Genomic DNA, 18,945 nt, shown 5'->3' on the forward strand with positions numbered 1-18,945 from the left:
TCCTATCCTTTTGTTGCACCATTTGAAAGACCTGCTACCAATTGTTTTTGAAGTACTAAGAATAATATTACAATTGGAATTGCTGTAAGTAATCCTCCAGCTGCAAATGCTGGTTCATTCATATTTCTAATATCATTAACTAGAGTGAATAACCCTGCTGCTAATGTATAATCTGCTGGTGTTGTTAATAATACCTTAGGTAATAAGAAGTCCATGAATGGTCCAATAAATGACCATAACGCTGTTATTGCAAGCATAGGCTTTGCTATTGGCATAATTATAAGTCTATATATCTGCATTCCTGAACATCCATCAATCTTTGCCGCATCATCAAGCTCTGTTGAAATTGAATCCAAATATCCTTTTAAAATAAATGTATTACTTGCAATTCCACCACCTGTGTATATTAAAACTAACATCATTTGACGCGTAAATACAGGAGTAATATCAGAAATTATAGAGTACATAGTAAAATATGCTGTTATACCTACAAATGTTGGTATTGTTTGAATAAGCATTATTGACATAAGAGAAGCCTTTTTACCTTTAAATCTATATCTTGAATATGCATATCCTGTAAATGAAATTACTACGACTGTTAATATTGCAGTGGCTATTCCTATGAAAAGTGTATTGCCCATCCATTTCAAATATAAAGTATTATTAAATAAATAATCAAAGTGCTTTAAACTAAATTCAAATCCATCATTTAATATCAAATACTTTCCTTGTTTACCATTAAAGGATGAAATAATTATTTGTGCTATTGGCCATAAAACTATACATGCCCACGTAATTAATATTGCATAAGTTATTCCTAATCCTAATTTACCTAAAGGAGTAAGAGGTGGTCTATCTGACAAATACAAATCATTCTTTTTACTTTTAAATATCTTCATAATTACTTCTCCTTTCTAAATGCATCGGTGTTTCTATATCCTATATAAGCTATAACCATTAATGCAATTGAAATTATTACAGTAATTGCAGCACCTAACGCTTGATATTGGTTTTCTATAGTTAGTTTATATATATAAGATATTAAGATATCTGTTTCACCAGCCAAGTTTCCGTAAACTACTGGATTAAACGGTCCACCACTATTAAATAGATATATATTAGAGAAGTTATTAAAGTTAAATGTATATTGTCCAACTAAAAGTGGAGCTGTTTGGAATAAAACTAATGGAATTGTTATTTTTATTAACTTCTTAAATGAAGAGGCTCCATCGATATCAGCTGCTTCATATAAATCTTTATTTATAGATTGAAGTACCCCAGTTGCAAGTAAGAAAATATATGAACTTCCAAGCCAACCTTGTATACAAATAAGAACTACCTTTGATACAAATGGATCATTCTTAATTTGCAGTCCCTCTCCAAAGACACCTCTTAATATTTCAGTTAAAGCTCCATTTGGAGAAGACAATATACTAAAGAATAATATAGTAATAAATGCTGGTACAGCCCATGGTAATAAATATACTGACCTAAAGAACGTCTTACCTTTTATTCTTTCATTATTTAAAAGTAATGCTAATGCAAATCCAATAAATATAGCAAGAGTAGTTGCTCCTAGGGTCCATATAATTGTCCATCCAAGGATCTTCCAGAATATTGATCCCGCCATTCCTTCACCAAGAGCAATCATCTTGTAATTACTAATTATATCCCAACCAAATTTTGCTTGATGTTCTGGGTCCATACCAGTTATTGAAAGCAAAATTGTTGTTACTATTGGTATAAATACTATAAAAATAATTATAACTAATGCAGGCATTGACACTAGATAAGGTAGTCCATCTTCTGAAACACTTTGTCTAGTTTCACACCATGACCTTACTCTAGTACCTTTAATTTCTTCCTTTTCAACCTTATTTACATCTTTGAATGAAAGAACTAAAAGAACCAAAGCAATGACTAAGAATGCAATTGCAACTATCCCCTCAACCATAAATATAATTGATCTATCAAGTTTTCCTGCACCTTTAGCAAGTGTTATCAGCCCTGCTACCCCATCACCCTTATAATTACCAAATCCAAGTGAATAAGGAATTGCAATTAAATATATATATATTGTTGCTAAGAACATTATTATCGATTTTATATATTGTTTATTAATTAATTGTCCAAGTCCTGGTATTAAAACAGTAAGATAAGAAACTATTGGTATAGTTTTATCAACTTCTACAGGAACTGTTCTTCTAATATCTGCAACATTTATATTTACAGTATTAATTTTTTGCTTAAGAGTCTTACTTAACTCATGCTTCTTATTTTTAACAATTTCATTGTAGTAAGTTTTTTTAGATTCAAAAGATTTAACTAAAATTCTATCTTTTTTACTTCTCTTTAATCTTCTAATAGCCTCACCTTCAGCTTTTTCTGAAATTAGGCCTTCACTATGTCTAGATTTAACTATTTTAATATCTTCTTTTAAAATTCTATTTTCTTCTTCTTTAAATTTATTATATTCCTCTTGGAACTTCTTATTATCATCATCTGATAGCTCTGATAAAGCCTTTTGTGCCTTATCTAACTCTTCTTTGCTATCTTTAGCAAATTCAATTACTGGTGGTATTTGTATTATTTCCACCTTGCTTTGTTCATAAATCAACTCAGCATCATATGTTAGATTAATATATTTTTCATAAAATCCTAATTTTTCTTTTGCTTTAAAAAGTCTTATTTCAAGTGCATTTACTTTTTTATTGTTTGTACCATTATCTGATTTATAGGATTTTGCTTTTTCATCAAGTTCTTTTAAAAATAACTTTTCCCTATTTTTAAATTCAGCAAGGGCTTTATTGTATTGATGATCTTTTTTATTTTTTTGTAATTCTTTTAATTTATTTTTTAATTCTACCTTTTCTGATTCATTTGCATTTTTAATCTTTTCTTGAAGATCAGCTACTTCATATAAATAAAGATTCTTTCTTTTATATTCACGATCTAAATTATCATATACAAATTTATTGAACCTTTTCAAATTTCTCTTCCCCCTTTATGCTTGCTGCGTTTTTTGTGTAATATGTATAATCTTTTGTTTGTTTATATCTTTCCATAAATAAATTAGTACACATAGTAATCCTATATGGCAAATTATACTTATTATAAAAAATATTGAAAAGTATGTTTCTCCAAGAGTTGTAAAGAAAAACAATCCTATAGTTAGTACCATCCATATAGCTACAAATAGCTTATTAACTCCTGTTTTTACAAGAGAGAAATAACTATTTAAACTTAGTGCTATCGGGGTTATTATTCTTATAAAGAAAACAGATAAACATGATGTCAAATATATTGAATACATTTCATTTATCGTCTGACTTTTATCTATATTTAAATTTGGATTTTGTAGCCATGCTTCAAATAAACCTGTATCTTTTGCTTTAATAAAACTCTCAATTGAATTCATCATAATAATCACTGCACACAATCCTACTATCAAATAAAATGTCTTTTTGCTCATCTCAACTGTCGTTTTCATCTGCTCCCTCCTTAATTGTTAGAAAAGGAGAACCAGTCTCCTTTTCTATTCACTAGTTACTATTTATTTTATAGTTCCCATCATAGCATCGAATGAAGCCTTAACTTGCTTGTAAGCTTCTTCTGCATTAGCTGGCTTTTGAGCTGACCAAGATAATAATGCATTTTGCCATGAATCCCAAACCTTACCATATTCTAAGAATAATGGTCTATTAATAGATGCTTCATATGAAGTATAAGTTGCTTTTATAACTTTTTCATTCATTCCACCAATTCCATCATAAGCTGATGGTTCAACGTTTTCTAATATCTTACCAGTAGCATTAAATAAATCTTTAGCATATTCTGGGTTAACAATTTCTTTAATAAAGTCTTCAGCTAGAGCCATTTGAGCTTTGTTTTCTTCACATCTAGCATTTATTCCAAGACCCCATCCACCTTTCCAGTGGCTAAGTGCCTTGCCATTTACAGTAATTTGAGAAAGTGGTAATACTTCTAGGTTATCTGCTCCAACCTTATCAGATAATCCTGTAGTTGCCCAAGGACCATCTATTCTGATAGCTGCTCCACTATCAGCTGAGAATTGAGCATCTAAGTAACCAGAAGCTGCATCTTTATCCCAAAGGTCTGTTTTATTATCATAATTAGGCTTCCAGTAATTGTATAAAGATTCAAATAACTTTTGTTGGTCTGCAGTTAAGTCCTTCCATTCCTTAGTAGCATCTGTAGTTAATTTATCTCCATTCTTTGATAATAATTCAAATGATGCTGAATTTGTAAATCCTACTCCATACCAAGCATCATGAACTGGAACTACCATCTTACCAAATGCTAAATCATTAAATTCTATATTCTTAGTTAAATCTATTCCTGCTTTTTCTGCATTTCCCTTATTTACATAAGCCACTAATGTTTCTATATTATAAGGGAAAGCTAAATATTCATCACCTATTTTAAGATTTCCGCCTAAACCTGCGTCATAATCTTTAAATCCTCCAACTTCTTCAGCCATAGCCTTAGCATCCATTGGAGCTAAAACGTTTTTATTAGCTAGGTCATAAAGTCTATCAGCTGATAATGCAAAAACATCAGCTACATCTTTATTAGTTACATCAGTCTTATCTATAACATCTAAATGATCGAATGCACCTACTTTAATAAAATTAATAGTAGCATTTGGATGTTCTTTCATTACTCTTTCTTTAACTTGTTCATAATAAGGAAGCCATGCTTCTTCTACTTGAACTGAAATAGTTGCTGCTTCATCTTTCTTAGAATCATCTCCAGATCCACCACATGCAGTAAGGCTAAATGCCATACAACCTAGTAATAAAGCTGATATAAGTTTCTTTTTCTTCATAATTAATCTCCTCCATCCCTTCTTTAAGTTATATAAATTTTAATAACTTACCTCTTTAATTTAAATTCTCCAAATATCTTTTGCATATTCTCTTATAGTTCTATCTGAACTAAAGAATCCAGCATTAGCAGTATTTATAAAACATTTTCTAGCAAAGCTCATTTCATCTTTAAAATCTTTATTCAACTTCATTCTAGCTTCAAAATATCTATTAAAATCTTGAAGTATGAAGTAGTGATCTGGCTTGTGCCAGCTTGTTCCTTCTAATAATGAATTGTATAATTCAAAGAAGCTACCCTCTATAGTTCCTTCTTCATCTTCCATTCCATCATCAAAAGTTCCATCCACTAAAGAATCAATAACCTTCTTAATGTGTTCATCATTCTCATAGATTTCTTTTGGGTTATACCCCTCTTTAATTGCTAAGATTTCTTCTTCTCTTGCTCCAAATATATAGTTATTTTCCTCTCCTGCTTCTCTAACAATTTCAATATTAGCTCCATCATAAGTACCTAAAGTAACGGCTCCATTTAGCATGAACTTCATGTTACCTGTACCTGATGCTTCTGTACCTGCTGTTGATATTTGCTCTGAAACATTTGCACCTGGTATTAACTTTTCTGCATAAGACACATTATAATTTTGAACAAAAACAACTTTTAATCTATCATTTGTTTCAGGGTCATTATTTACAAGGTTAGATATTTCATTTATTAGCTTAATAATAGCTTTTGCTCTTGCATACCCAGGAGCTGCCTTTGCACCAAATATAAATGCTGTTGGCGTGAAATCTTTTATTTCTCCAGCCTTTAACCTATAATAAATATCTAAAATTGATAGTGCATTCATAAACTGTCTCTTATATTCATGTAGTCTCTTTATTTGAATATCAAATATGAAATGCTCTTCTAATCTAATACCTTCATGCTTCTCTATATACTCAATAAGTTGACGTTTTTTCTTCTTCTTTATTTCGATGTACTCTTTAATTACACTATCATCATCAGCATATCTTTCTATATTTTTCAACTTATCCAAGTCTTTTAAGAAACTATCATCTCCTACAAGTCTTGTTAATAGTTCAGTTAATTCTGGATTACAGCATGCTAACCATCTTCTTTGAGTAATCCCATTAGTTTTATTTTGGAACTTATCTGGATATATATCATACCATTCTTTTAAAGTATCCTTTTTTAGTATTTCACTGTGTATTTCTGCTACTCCATTAACATACTTTCCTATATAAGTAGCCATTCTAGCCATATGAACTTGTCCGTCTGATATAATTTCATATTTTGCTATATCTTTTTTCTTAACCTTTAGCTTTTTAAGCTCTTTTATTAATCTCTTATTAATTTCTTCAATTACTGCAAAAACTTCTGGCGTATATTTTTCTACTAATTCAATATTCCATTTCTCTAAAGCTTCAGCCATTACTGTATGATTTGTATAATTAAATACTTCCTTAGCCATTATAAAAGCTTCATCGAAACTAACATTATTTTCAGTAGTCATAATTCTTATAAATTCAGGTATAGCAACTACTGGATGTGTATCATTTAATTGAATAGAATTTAGTTCAACCAACTTTGAAAAATCATTGCCATACTCTGCTTTATACTTCTTTAATAAATCTTGAATTGATGCACTAGTAAAGAAATATTGCTGTCTATAACGTAATACTTTTCCTGCTTCTGTATTATCATTTGGATATAATCCTGCTGATATATTTTCGGCTTCTGTCTTTTCTTTTATAGCCTCATCATATTCACAATTATTAAATAGTTCAAAATTGAATTCGTTTACTGCCTCACTTTGCCAAAGTCTTAATGTACCTATATTCTCTGTGCCATATCCTATAATAGGCATATCATATGGCACAGCTACAACTTCCATATCATCAAATTTAACTTTAACGCTGTCCTCAAATCTTCTTAAGCTCCATTCGTCACCAAAAGCAGTCCAATTGTCTGCATATTCTTTTTGGAAACCATCCTCTATAGCTTGTTTAAACAAACCAAATTTATACCTAATTCCATATCCATTTAAAGGTATATCACAAGTTGCTGCGCTATCTAAGAAACATGCTGCTAATCTTCCAAGACCACCATTTCCTAATGCCATATCTTCAATCTCTTCAAACTGATTTATATCAAAACCAATTTCATTTAGTGCATCTTTAACTTCATCAAAAATTCCAATGCATATTAAGTTATTTTGGACTGCTCTCCCCATTAAAAATTCTGCTGATAAATAGTAAGCATGTCTGTTTTTATAAAAGTTTTTATTTGCTTCATTCCATCTATCTGTTATTTGAGAAATTACCACTTGTGCTACAACGTTATGCATTTCATGAATAGAAGCATCTTTAGCTTCTTTCCCATAATCCCTCATAAGATTATTCTTTATTTTATCTACTAATGTATTTACTTGCATCTAAACTTACTCCTTTATTAAATTCTTCTATATAGCTTGTTTAGTTCTTTTAACTTCTCTGCCAGTTCATCAGTAAGGTCTCTTTTGCTCATTCTCCATCTCCAGTTAGTACCTAATGTTGATGGAATATTTATTCTTGCTTCTTCACCTAGATTTAAAAGATCTTGCATTTGTAATATTGCTATATTGGCTACGCTTGATATTGCAAGCTTTATAAACTTCCAGTTATCATTCTCATCTTTCATTCCTGTATAGCTTTTGCAAAACTCTCTTTCCTCTTTACTAAGTGAATTAAACCACCCTTTTATTGTATCGTTATCATGAGTACCAGTATAAACTACAACATTCTTTTCATAATTATGTGGGAGATATTCACTATCTCCTTTTGGGTCAAATGCAAATTGAAGTACCTTCATTCCTGGATAACCACAATAATCTAATAGTTCTCTTACCTCTGGAGTTATATATCCTAAATCCTCTGCGATAACATCTATCTCTCCAAGCTCATTTTTTATAGCATCAAAAAGATCTTTTCCAGGGCCCTTTTCCCACTTACCATTTATAGCAGTTTCATCTCCATAAGGAATTGACCAATAACTTTCAAATCCCCTAAAATGATCTATTCTTATTACATCAAATATTTCTAATGAAGACTTTATTCTTTCAATCCACCAATTATAATTTTGGTTCTTTAGTTCCTGCCAATTGTAAATTGGATTTCCCCAAAGTTGCCCTGTATCAGAAAAAGCATCTGGCGGACATCCTGAAACCTCTTTAGGTATTAACTCTTCATTTAGCATAAAAATTTCTGGATTAGACCATATATCTGCACTATCCTCTGCTACATATATGGGAATATCTCCTATTATCTTAATGCCTTTATCATTTGCATACTTCTTTAGCTCTTTCCATTGAGAACTAAACATATATTGTAAAAACATATAAAAATCAATTTCATCTTTTAATAAGCTTGAATATTTTACTATAGCTTGTGGCTTTCTAAATCTTATATCCTTGTCCCACTCTTTCCATGGTGCTCCATCTTTATAATCTTTAATTGCCATAAATAAGGCATAATCATAAATCCAACCTTTATTAATTTCATTAAAATCTTCCAATTCTTTTTTAAGATCAACCTTAGCTCTTTCATGAGCTAATTTTAAAACCTTATATCTATTCTTGTACATTGTTCCATAATCTATATCATTTTCATCATTACCAAAATCATACTCATTGATTTCTTCTTGCTTTAATAGTTTATCTTCTACTAACATATCCAAATCAATAAAGTAAGGATTTCCAGCAAAGGTTGAAAAAGATTGATATGGTGAATCTCCATAACTAGTAGGTCCCACAGGTAATATCTGCCAATAGTTTACTTGAGCTTTCTCAAGAAAATCCACAAACCTATATGCTTCCTTTCCAAAGGTTCCTATTCCATAGTTTGAAGGTAATGAAAATATAGGTAATATTATTCCACTCTTTCTCATACTACAACCTCATTAGTTTTTAGAAATGTAAAATACAATTCTATTTCTTTTCGAAAAGATTTCTTCCTTGTACCTAAAGTATATCAATCTAAAACCCCCACAGTCAATGAAATAGAGCCATTTCACGTGTGTAAAAGTCCCCCTACAAAATCTCCTTTAAGCAGCTATTTAAAGCTTGAAATTTTTCATTTTTTAGATATTTTGTCGCTTTTTTTATGGTTATATATGCTGTAAGCATTGCTATTGCTCATTTCCTTAAACTTGATTTAATTCCTAAAAGTTTCACACTTTTTAATCTCTAGTAATAATCATATTGACTTTGGAATATCTCTTTGTTAAACTCAACTCAAATTTATCCATATGAAATGTATAGTAAAGCATTTTCTACAAAATTATACAAATATCTATTTAAGGGAGAGGATTCAAATGAAATTTAACTATGGTAAAAATGACTTTAAATCATTTAAGTCTGGTAATGAACATTGCTATTTACTAACTAATGGACTAGGAGGTTTTTCTAGTACAACCCTTATTAACTCTCTAGCTAGAAATGATCATTCATTATTTATGGCTTGTACTAAAGCTCCAAATAATCGAAAAAATATAATCAGCAAAGTTGAAGAGATACTTAGAATTGATAATAAAGAAGTTCATTTAAGTTCTCAGGAATATGTATGCTATACCAAAAATATAGCTGGTTTTCACAATATACATTCTTTTTCCCAAGAATATCTTCCTAAATGGACATATTTCTATGATGGGGTAGAAATTATAAAAACTATTGTATATGAGCAAGGTAAAAATACCTTAGGTATAAAATACTCTATAGATAATAGAAATGATAAAGATGTGAAACTTGAAGTTATTCCTGTTTTTGTATTTGCCAAAAGAGGGGAAATATTATCATCACCTCATAATTATACAATTAAAAATGATACATTTATTGCTAATGATATAGAACTTAATATCCATTCGAACTATTCTAGCAAAGAATTATCTACACCAACATTTATTAATGATTATTACTTTGCATATGATGCAGTAGATGGTAGAAATGCCGTTGGTTCAGGAACAACACTAGTTTCTTATTATTTTGAATGTAATGGAAAAAGCCAATCTGAATACCAACTTATTTTCACTCTAGAAAATGAATGTATTAAAGATATTGATACTTTAATAAGTAATGAAATAGATAGACAAAAAAAATTAATAAATAATGCTGGCTTTGAGGATGATTTAGCAAAAACCTTAGTAAGAGCTAGTGACCAATTCATTAGTCATAGAGACTCTACTAACGCAAAAACTATATTGGCTGGATATCCATGGTTTGAGGATTGGGGACGCGATACTATGTTTGCTGTACTTGGTAGTTGCATAAGTACAAAAAGATTTGATGATGCTAAAGATATCTTTAGAACATTTATAAAACATATTAATAAAGGACTAATGCCTAACCTTTTTCCAGAAGGCGGAATTGAGCCAATGTATAATACAGTAGATGCCTCCCTTTTATACATTTATGCACTTTATGAATATTATTTAGCTAGTAATGATTTAAAATTTATCAAGGAAGAAGCTTTTCAACCTATATTAGATATTATAAATTGGTACAAGCATGGCACTGATTTTAATATATATATGGATGATGATTATCTAATTAATGCTGGAGAGGGCTTCCACCAAGTAACTTGGATGGATGTAAGATTCAATGATATATTACCTACTGCAAGACATGGAAAACCTGTTGAAGTTAATGCATTTTGGTATAATGCATTAAAAGTAGCTTCTTTTTTTGGCACTAAACTAAATTTTAATGTAAGTGAATTTGATTCCTTAAGCCATAAAGTTAAAAAATCATTTGAAGAAAAATTCTGGAATGAAGAAAAAAAATGTCTTAAGGATGTTGTATCCGGAAATAGCTATGACAATCAAGTTAGATCTAATCAGATTTGGGCTGTAATGGTTCCCTTCTCTCCATTATGCAATGATAAAGCAAAATTAGTTGTAGATAAAGTATATCAAGAACTATATACTCCTTATGGACTTAGAACATTAAGTAAATATGATAAAGAATTTGTAAAGGAATATGGCGGTAGCCACTTTAAACGTGACATGTCATATCATCAAGGCACAGTTTGGCCATTTCCTCTTGGAGGATATTTCATATCTTATCTTAAAGTAAATGATTATTCTGTTAAGGCCAAAGAAAAAGTACGTGAACAACTAGAATACTTTGAGTCTTGCTTAAGAGAAGGATGCGTTGGACAAATTGCTGAAATATATGATGGATTAAATCCTAATGAATCTAGAGGATGCTTTGCACAAGCTTGGAGCGTATCAGAAATCTTAAGAGTATTTTATCATTTAACAATTTAAATTTTTTATTTTTAAAATATCTCAGCATATTTATATAAATATATATTTACATATTTATTTATTCTTATATTCATATATTTTTATATTTATATATTGTTATATTATTGCTTTTCTATATTCAAAAAAGAAATCGCTTTTGCGATTTCTTTTATACTTTTACAACTAAAGTTGATAATCCATCAACAAATAATTTATTATCTTCTACTACTTCTATTACTTCTACTCCAGACTTTTCTTTGTTAACAATAATATTAAATCTATAATAATGATCAAAATCTACTTGTATCCTATTCTTATTTGCATTATGAATAACTATTATATCTCCATTAATATTATCTAACAGCTTATACCCCACTGAATTCATTGGAGTATTTATAAATGTGAGTTTATTTCTTATTTCTTCTACAGTCCTCATTCTAAAAGCTGGATAAGCTTTTCTTAGTCTTATTAATCCTTTAACATAATTAAATGTATCTATATTTTCTAGCTTTCTTCTCCAATCGATCTTATTAACTGAATCTGAGGAATTATATGAATTCTCAACACCATACTTAGTTCTTAAAAATTCTTGTCCTGCATGTAAAAATGGAATTCCTTGAGATAATAAAATTATACTAGTTCCCAATCTGCTCATATATTTCAAATCATTATCATCTTTTACTGTAAGATTTAATTTATCATATAAAGTATGATTATCGTGACATTCAATATAATTTATTACTTGATTAGGAGATACATCGCCCCAGGATTGAATATAATCCGAATATTTAATTCCTCCTACTATTCCTCTCTTTACATCACATTCCTTATTATATTCTCCACTTAGAAATCCTCTAACTTCATGAGAAAATGGATTGCCTCTTAATCCATCTCTAATTCCATCATTAAAGAAAGCAATGTTATTTAACTTATAAGCATTTCCTTGTACAGCTTTTTCTTCATATCTTAAGAGACTTGGCATATTCCAACCTTCACCTAAAATAATTATATTAGGATCTATCTTATCTAACTCTTCCCTAACTTTATTCATAGTTTCTACATCAAGCAATCCCATAAGATCAAATCTAAATCCATCAATTTTATATTCATTAGCCCAGTAAACTATAGAGTCTACTATAAATTTTCTAACCATAGCATTTTCAGATGCTATTCCATTGCCACACATACTTTCATTAGATAGCTTCCCATCACTATTATATCTAAAATAATATCCAGGCATTAATTTATTAAAACCTGATTTTTCTACATCATACATATGATTATAAACTACATCCATTATTACAGACATACCACTTTCATGTACAGACTTAATAGCCTCTTTCAACTCTCTTATCCTTGTAACTGGATTATATGGATCTGTTGAATAACTACCTTCTGGTACATTATAATTAGCAGGATCATACCCCCAATTATATTTTTCTTCACTATAAGGCTCTCTTTCATTTATAGTGGAAAAATCAAATATAGGTAAAAGTTGTACATGGGTTACTCCTAAATCTTTTATATGTGATATTCCTGTTTTAATTCCTTTAGGCCCTTTTGTACTTTTCTCTGCTAAGGCTAGAAACTTACCCTTATTCCTTATTCCCGACTCATTATCAGATGATAAATCTCTTACACTTACCTCATATATAATTGAATCTGTACCATATAACCTATTGGGTATGACATGAGTACTCCATCCTTCTGGATTACTTTTATTCATATCTATAATTGCACCTTTTTCTCCATTTACAGATATAGCTTTTGCATAAGGGTCTACCCCCTCACTTTTAACTCCATCTATTAAAGCAATGAAAGTATAAAACTTATTCTCTAAGTTTCCATCTAAAGTGATTTGCCATACCCCTTTATGCCCTTTTTCCATAGGATATTCTTTTCCTTCTATATCATCATACCCATCATATATACATAGGTACATTTCATCAGCTATAGGTGACCAAACCTTAAAAACATTTTGTTTCCCTTTAAGTTCATAGCCTAAATCATTATTTTCATAATAATGAAGACTGTCTATTTTCTTTATATCTAGTTTTTTCATAAGCACCTCTCTTAAGAAATTATACATTTACTTTTTCAGTGATTATTTTTCCTTCTGCTGTTATAATAGTTACTAAAAGTTCTTTCACCTTATTATTTCCACTATTCTTTACTACTATTGTATGCTTATCTTCTTCTAATGTAATTGTTATATTTAAGTTTGAATGCTCTCCTAATAGATATTCCTTACTTATTCCATCATCATCATATAAATCATACTCTGCCCTATCTGCTACAAATGCTAATACATTTAATGTTTCATTATTTAATAATTCTGTATTTTGTGCAGGCTCACCATAAACAAACATTCTATTCTTTCTTATAAATACTGCAAATTCATTTAAATCTAAATTAATGTAATTATGGCCTTTATTAATTACATCAAAGTCTTTACTAGTATATTTCTTAACCTTCCATAAAAGCATATCCTCTGGTAGATACACATATCTTCCACTCTTATTGGGTTCATAAACTGGGGCAATCATAATAGAATCTCCTACTAGCAATTGATCTTCTATTTGCGATACAAATTCATCATTATATTCAAAACTTAAAGGCTTTATTAGCATATCACTTGAATTTATAGCCTTCATATATTCTGAATAAAGATAAGGAATCATTGCATATCTAAACTTAATAATATTTTTTATAGTCTTTTCTGTATACTCATCAAATGCAAATGGCTCTTGATTTCTTGTCCCCATAGAAGAATGATTTCTATATAAAGGGGCAAATATACTTAACTGGTTCCACCTTATAGCTAATTCTGGATCTACATTGCTTCCAAAACCACAAGTATCTGCTCCACTATATATAAATCCACACATATTTATAGAAGGTAACATCTTCATGTTTAAAATTAGATGCTCCCACCATGAGCAATTATCTCCAGTCCAAATACCACCATATCTATGTGCTCCAATAAATGATGCCCTTGAAAACAACAAGAATCTCTTATTACTATCTATTTCTTCAAAACCTTCTGCAGCAGCTTTAGTCATATTAAATCCATATAAATTATGAATATCATAATGGTTAACTATTCCATTCTCTGTCTTATGATAAAAACCTTTATAATCATTCATACTATTGCTTAAACCTAATACAACATCTTTAAATTTGAAGAATGAATCTATATTAAGTTCTTTAGTTCTTAATTCGTCAATATTTCTATAAGCATCATTTATTCCATTTTCACTATAAAAGATTGCTGGTTCATTCATATCATTCCAAAAACCTTCAATCCCCTTATCAATCAAGCACTTATACTTTTTGCCAAACCATTTTCTTGCATCTTTATTTAAAAAATCTGGAAAATGTACTTTTCCAGGCCAAACTGCTGCTACAAAAGGTTTTCTATCCTTATCTATGACAAAATAATCATTCTCTATACCTTCTTCATAAATATCATATTCATCTTCTATCTTTACACCAGCATCTATTATTGGAATTATCTTAACACCCTTACTCTTTAGTCTTCTAGTTACTTCTTCAAAATTAGGGAATCTTTCATCACTTAAAGAAAAATCCTTATAATTATCCATATAATCTAAATCTAGACATATACCATCACAAGGAATATCCCTTTCTATAAACTCATTAACTAGACTTTCTACTGCCTCTTCTGTTGGATAACTCCATCTACTTTGTATATAACCAAAAGCCCACTTTGGAGGTACATATCCTTTTCCTATTATCTTTAAGAAATTTTGCACTATCTCTTTTACTGTCTCTCCATTAATTATATAAATATCAGCATCCTTGCCCTCAATTGTTATCTCTAGCTTGTCCTTTTTTTCATATCCTACATCGTAAATAATTTTACTTGGGAAATCTATATAAACTCCAAATTTCTTTTCTCCATCAACAATAAAGAAATTATGCGCCCCATATAAGGATTTTTTATCTGGGGCATGATTTGGATCATCAGTACAAAAACTTTCATATATCCATCCTCTTTTATTTATTCCCCTTATATTTTCACCTAATCCATATACTATATCTTTTTTTCCCATATTATATTTTAGTTTAATTTCCTCACCTAAATTTAACTGAAAATATTTAAATTCTATGTCACTTTCACTTACTCCTTTTTCTATTACAGAATATGTTTCAATAGGCTTTCCAAACTCATATCTAACTACGTTTTTATTTACAATATAACTCTTCATAAACTCCTCCTTAAATTACAATCATTTATAACTATTAACTACCTATATTTTAATTTTATAGTAACAAAGTGACTTCACCTATTTCAACGATTTATGAAATATAATCCCTTGTGAAATATGATATAAAAATCATTTTTTAAGCATATAATTTCACTATGAAATTCTCATACAATTTATAGTCTTATTATGTTAAAAATAGCATGTAAACATTGACTTAAATATTTTTGCTATGTTAACCTTAAGGAAATGAACAAAATTTTACAAGTGAGAGGTTTAATAAATGAATGATGTTTTATACAAAAATAATCAGAAAGTTATTGGATCAATAGTTAGATTAAATAGAATTAAGAAGAATATGAGTCAAAAAGCTCTTGCAAAAGGAATCTGTGTACCATCCTACTTAAGCCGTATCGAGAATGGTGAATTACTTCCAAGTGATGATGTTATATCTATTCTTTTTGAAAGACTTGGCCTAAAATTCAACGATAGTCCTGAATTTATAGAAAAAGGCTTAAAATCATTTGAGAGATTTCTTAATGATCTTAATTTTAATGAATTTGATTATACAAATAAAATATTCAGTGATATAGAAAAGCATGAAGATGACTTTATTACATCTCCTCTTATACTTGACTATTATTTGGTCAAACTAGCTAGATATTGTAGTACTCCAGAGAGAGATAAATTTGAAGGTGCCAAAGAATCAATACTTTCAGCTTTTGATTTATTATCTCCAAAGCAAGAGTCATTATATAACTTCTATATTGGTGTTGATATCTTAAATATTACAGGAGATATATCCGAAGGAAAAAGATATATTGAAAAAGCGCTAAACTATAAAGAAAATGGTCATGGTTATTACTGGCTTTCCTATGTTTATAGAGTGGAAAATAACCCAATTAAAGCATATGATTCAATAAAAAGGGCATTAGCTTTATATGTAGAGGAAGGAAACTTTATTAGTATAATGGAAAGTTATGAAAAAACAGCTGAAGTATATTTCATGCTAGATAATCATGCAGATGCCATAAATTACTTAAAAATGTCTCTTAGAATGGCTGAAAAGATTAATAATTCCTATTATATTGAGTATATTAATTCAATGCTTGCTTGGTCATATTTTAAAATACAAGACTATAATACTTCTTTGAAATACTTAAAAAAGAACTCTGGATTAATAGATCACAGAATGATTATTCCTGATTCAGTTATAGAGTGTTTAATATATTTTACTTTAGAAGATAAAGAGAATTTAAAGAATTCAATAACTAAGCTAGATACTCCTCAATCTTTAGAGCATATAAGTAAGGATTTAGCTAATATATTATTTAAGTTATTTAATTTTTATATTGAAAATGAAAATTATATTAAAAGTCCTATTTGGGAAGGATTATTAATATATATTGTTGATGACATTACTCAACTTGTAGAATTGAGAAAAGTATTTATTTCCTATCTAAAAGAGTACTATATTCATAACAGAAGGTACAAAGATGCTTTATTCCTTAAGTAATGGATAAAATTTCTACATATTTTTTTAAAAAAGGTATTGGCTTTTTCGACAAAATGTCGTATCATAGTAATTGGTTATTGACCATATAACCTCTCATAAATTCTCAATACCCTTTTATACCATAGTTGAAAGATGAGTACCCATCATCTTTCTTTTTTTGCTATTTTTTATAAAATTATAATTATATAAAATTTTAAGACCAAATAAGAGTATTATTCACTCTTATTTGGTCTTACTTTTTATTATTCTTCTACGAATAGTGGAACAAGTTCAAACTTTGTGCAATCAACTAATCCTCTGTTAGTTAGTCTTAATTCTGGTAAACAAGCAAGTGGAATTAAAGCCATTGTCATAAATGGAGATACAATATCACATCCAATTTCTTTCCATGCCTTATCTAAACCTTCAACCTTTTCAGCCATCTCAGCTAACGGCCTATCACTCATAAGTCCTGCTATTGGAAGTGGAACTAATCCTAATACCTTACCATCTTTAACAGCTACCATACCACCACCACATTCAACTAATGTGTTAGCAGCTAAAGCCATATCTTCATCATTTGTTCCTACAACCAATAAATTATGAGCATCGTGAGCAACTGTCGCAGCCATTGCTCCCCCTTTAATTCCAAAGCCTTTTACAAATCCGTATCCAACTTTACCTGTTTCATGATGTCTTTCAAATACAGCTGCCTTTAGAACATCTTTACTTACATCACATTGAACTTTTCCATCTTTAACTTCTAATTCAATATGTCTTTCATATGTTCCAACCCTTGCTGGAATAATTTCTATAACTCTTGCATTAACCTTATCTTTACCTTCAGCTAATATATCAAATGATTTTGGAGTTATTTCTTCCTTTATATGCATTGAATTCATTGCATCTTCTGGATAATGGTACTCTGCTATTTCAGTTGTTAAAACTCCATTTTCAGCAACTACGTTACCATCTATAATAACCTTTGTTATATTAATCTTATTTAAATCATCTATAAAAACTATATCTGCACATTTTCCTGGAGTTATTGACCCTAATTCATGATCCATTTGGAAACATTGAGCACAATTTATAGTAACCATTTGTATTGCTACTAGTGGATCTATTCCTTCTTCAATAGCTCTTCTTATAATATGATCTAAGTGTCCATCCTTAAGTAAAGTATGTGGATGTGTATCATCAGATATTAATATTGCAAATCTACTATCCACCTCATTTGCAGTAATTGACTTACTAACTTCCTTTAAATCATGCCATGCAGAACCTTCTCTAAACATTGAATACATTCCAAGTCTCATCTTTGCTAATGCATCTTCTGCTCTTGTAGATTCATGACAACATCTTACTCCTGATGCTATATATCCATTTAACCCCTTCCCTGTTTCAGGAAGAGAATAATGTCCTGTTACTATCTTGTTAGCTTTTAATGTTTCTCCTACTACTCCATGTGCATGATCTGTAGAATATAATATTCCTGGGAAATTCATCATTTCTCCAAGACCAACAACTTCATCCCACTTCATAGTTTCTGCAACATCTTCAGGTCCTACTGCTGCCCCTGTATCCTCGAATCCTGGAACTGCTGGCACGCATGATGGAGTAGTTACCATATTCTTAAGTGGTGTTCCCTTACCATCTTCTATCATATAACGTACACCATTTAACCCAAGTACATTACAAATTTCATGTGGATCCATATATATTCCTACAGTACCATGAGGTACTACTGAACGTGCATATTCACTAACACTAAGCATTGATGATTCAACATGGATATGACCATCCAAAAATCCAGGAGCTATATACTGTCCCTTTGCATCAATTACTTCTGTTCCTTCCCCTACACAATGCTTTGCATCTCCAACTAAAGCAATTCTTCCTTCACTAATTGCAACATCAGTATTATCAATTACTTCTCTAGTGCATACATTTATAAGCTTTGCATTTGTAATTACTATATCTGCTGATTGATATCCTTGAGATACAGCAACAATTTTCTTACTTACTTCCCATAATGGTTTCACATTAAATTTATTAAACATATAACCTCTCCCTAATTACTTATTATAA

At 29.8% G+C, this 18,945-nt stretch carries 11 protein-coding genes; 2 read left to right on the forward strand and 9 right to left on the reverse strand.

Annotation, left to right across the window (positions count from 1 at the left end; genetic code table 11):
• Positions 1–2: 2 nt before the first annotated feature.
• The 6 genes from G594_RS0111260 to malQ form a co-directional block, all read right to left on the reverse strand.
• Positions 3–899, reverse strand: coding sequence for a sugar ABC transporter permease (locus G594_RS0111260; RefSeq protein ID WP_172458925.1), 897 nt, complete (start codon positions 897–899; stop codon positions 3–5).
• Positions 900–901: 2 nt separating this feature from the next.
• A complete protein-coding gene (locus G594_RS0111265; RefSeq protein WP_027098678.1) occupies positions 902–2,989 on the reverse strand; it encodes an ABC transporter permease subunit in 2,088 nt (695 codons plus the stop codon).
• A gap of 15 nt (positions 2,990–3,004) precedes the next feature.
• Positions 3,005–3,490 carry a hypothetical protein gene (locus G594_RS0111270; protein ID WP_027098679.1) on the reverse strand — a complete coding sequence of 162 codons (486 nt, stop codon included), beginning with the start codon at positions 3,488–3,490 and terminating at the stop codon, positions 3,005–3,007.
• A 63-nt stretch (positions 3,491–3,553) separates the two neighbouring features.
• Positions 3,554–4,849, reverse strand: coding sequence for a sugar ABC transporter substrate-binding protein (locus G594_RS20540; protein ID WP_027098680.1), 1,296 nt, complete (start codon positions 4,847–4,849; stop codon positions 3,554–3,556).
• 60 nt (positions 4,850–4,909) lie between these two features.
• On the reverse strand, positions 4,910–7,285 hold the full coding sequence (locus G594_RS0111280) for a glycogen/starch/alpha-glucan phosphorylase (RefSeq protein ID WP_027098681.1): 2,376 nt from the start codon (positions 7,283–7,285) through the stop codon (positions 4,910–4,912).
• A 17-nt stretch (positions 7,286–7,302) separates the two neighbouring features.
• A complete protein-coding gene (gene malQ / locus G594_RS0111285) occupies positions 7,303–8,775 on the reverse strand; it encodes a 4-alpha-glucanotransferase (protein ID WP_027098682.1) in 1,473 nt (490 codons plus the stop codon).
• A 426-nt stretch (positions 8,776–9,201) separates the two neighbouring features.
• Here malQ and G594_RS0111290 point away from each other — a divergent pair, with 426 nt between their 5' ends.
• Entirely contained in the window at positions 9,202–11,151 is a 1,950-nt protein-coding gene (locus tag G594_RS0111290; protein WP_027098683.1) for an amylo-alpha-1,6-glucosidase, read from the forward strand.
• A gap of 148 nt (positions 11,152–11,299) precedes the next feature.
• Here the strand turns inward: G594_RS0111290 and pulA are convergent, their stop codons facing one another.
• Both pulA and G594_RS0111300 read right to left on the reverse strand, forming a co-directional pair.
• A complete protein-coding gene (gene pulA / locus G594_RS18815) occupies positions 11,300–13,192 on the reverse strand; it encodes a type I pullulanase (protein ID WP_055183986.1) in 1,893 nt (630 codons plus the stop codon).
• Between the two features lie 19 nt (positions 13,193–13,211).
• Complete coding sequence (locus G594_RS0111300) at positions 13,212–15,362, reverse strand: TIM-barrel domain-containing protein (protein ID WP_027098684.1); 2,151 nt, start codon at positions 15,360–15,362, stop codon at positions 13,212–13,214.
• Between the two features lie 280 nt (positions 15,363–15,642).
• Here G594_RS0111300 and G594_RS0111305 point away from each other — a divergent pair, with 280 nt between their 5' ends.
• Positions 15,643–16,875: a helix-turn-helix transcriptional regulator gene (locus tag G594_RS0111305; RefSeq protein ID WP_027098685.1), complete on the forward strand. Its 1,233-nt coding sequence runs from the start codon at positions 15,643–15,645 to the stop codon at positions 16,873–16,875.
• Between the two features lie 242 nt (positions 16,876–17,117).
• Here G594_RS0111305 and ade read toward each other — a convergent pair whose 3' ends face one another.
• On the reverse strand, positions 17,118–18,917 hold the full coding sequence (ade, locus tag G594_RS0111310; RefSeq protein ID WP_027098686.1) for an adenine deaminase: 1,800 nt from the start codon (positions 18,915–18,917) through the stop codon (positions 17,118–17,120).
• Positions 18,918–18,945 lie beyond the last annotated feature (28 nt).

Source organism: Clostridium paraputrificum AGR2156, assembly GCF_000424025.1.
Classification (GTDB): Bacteria; Bacillota; Clostridia; order Clostridiales; family Clostridiaceae; genus Clostridium; species Clostridium paraputrificum.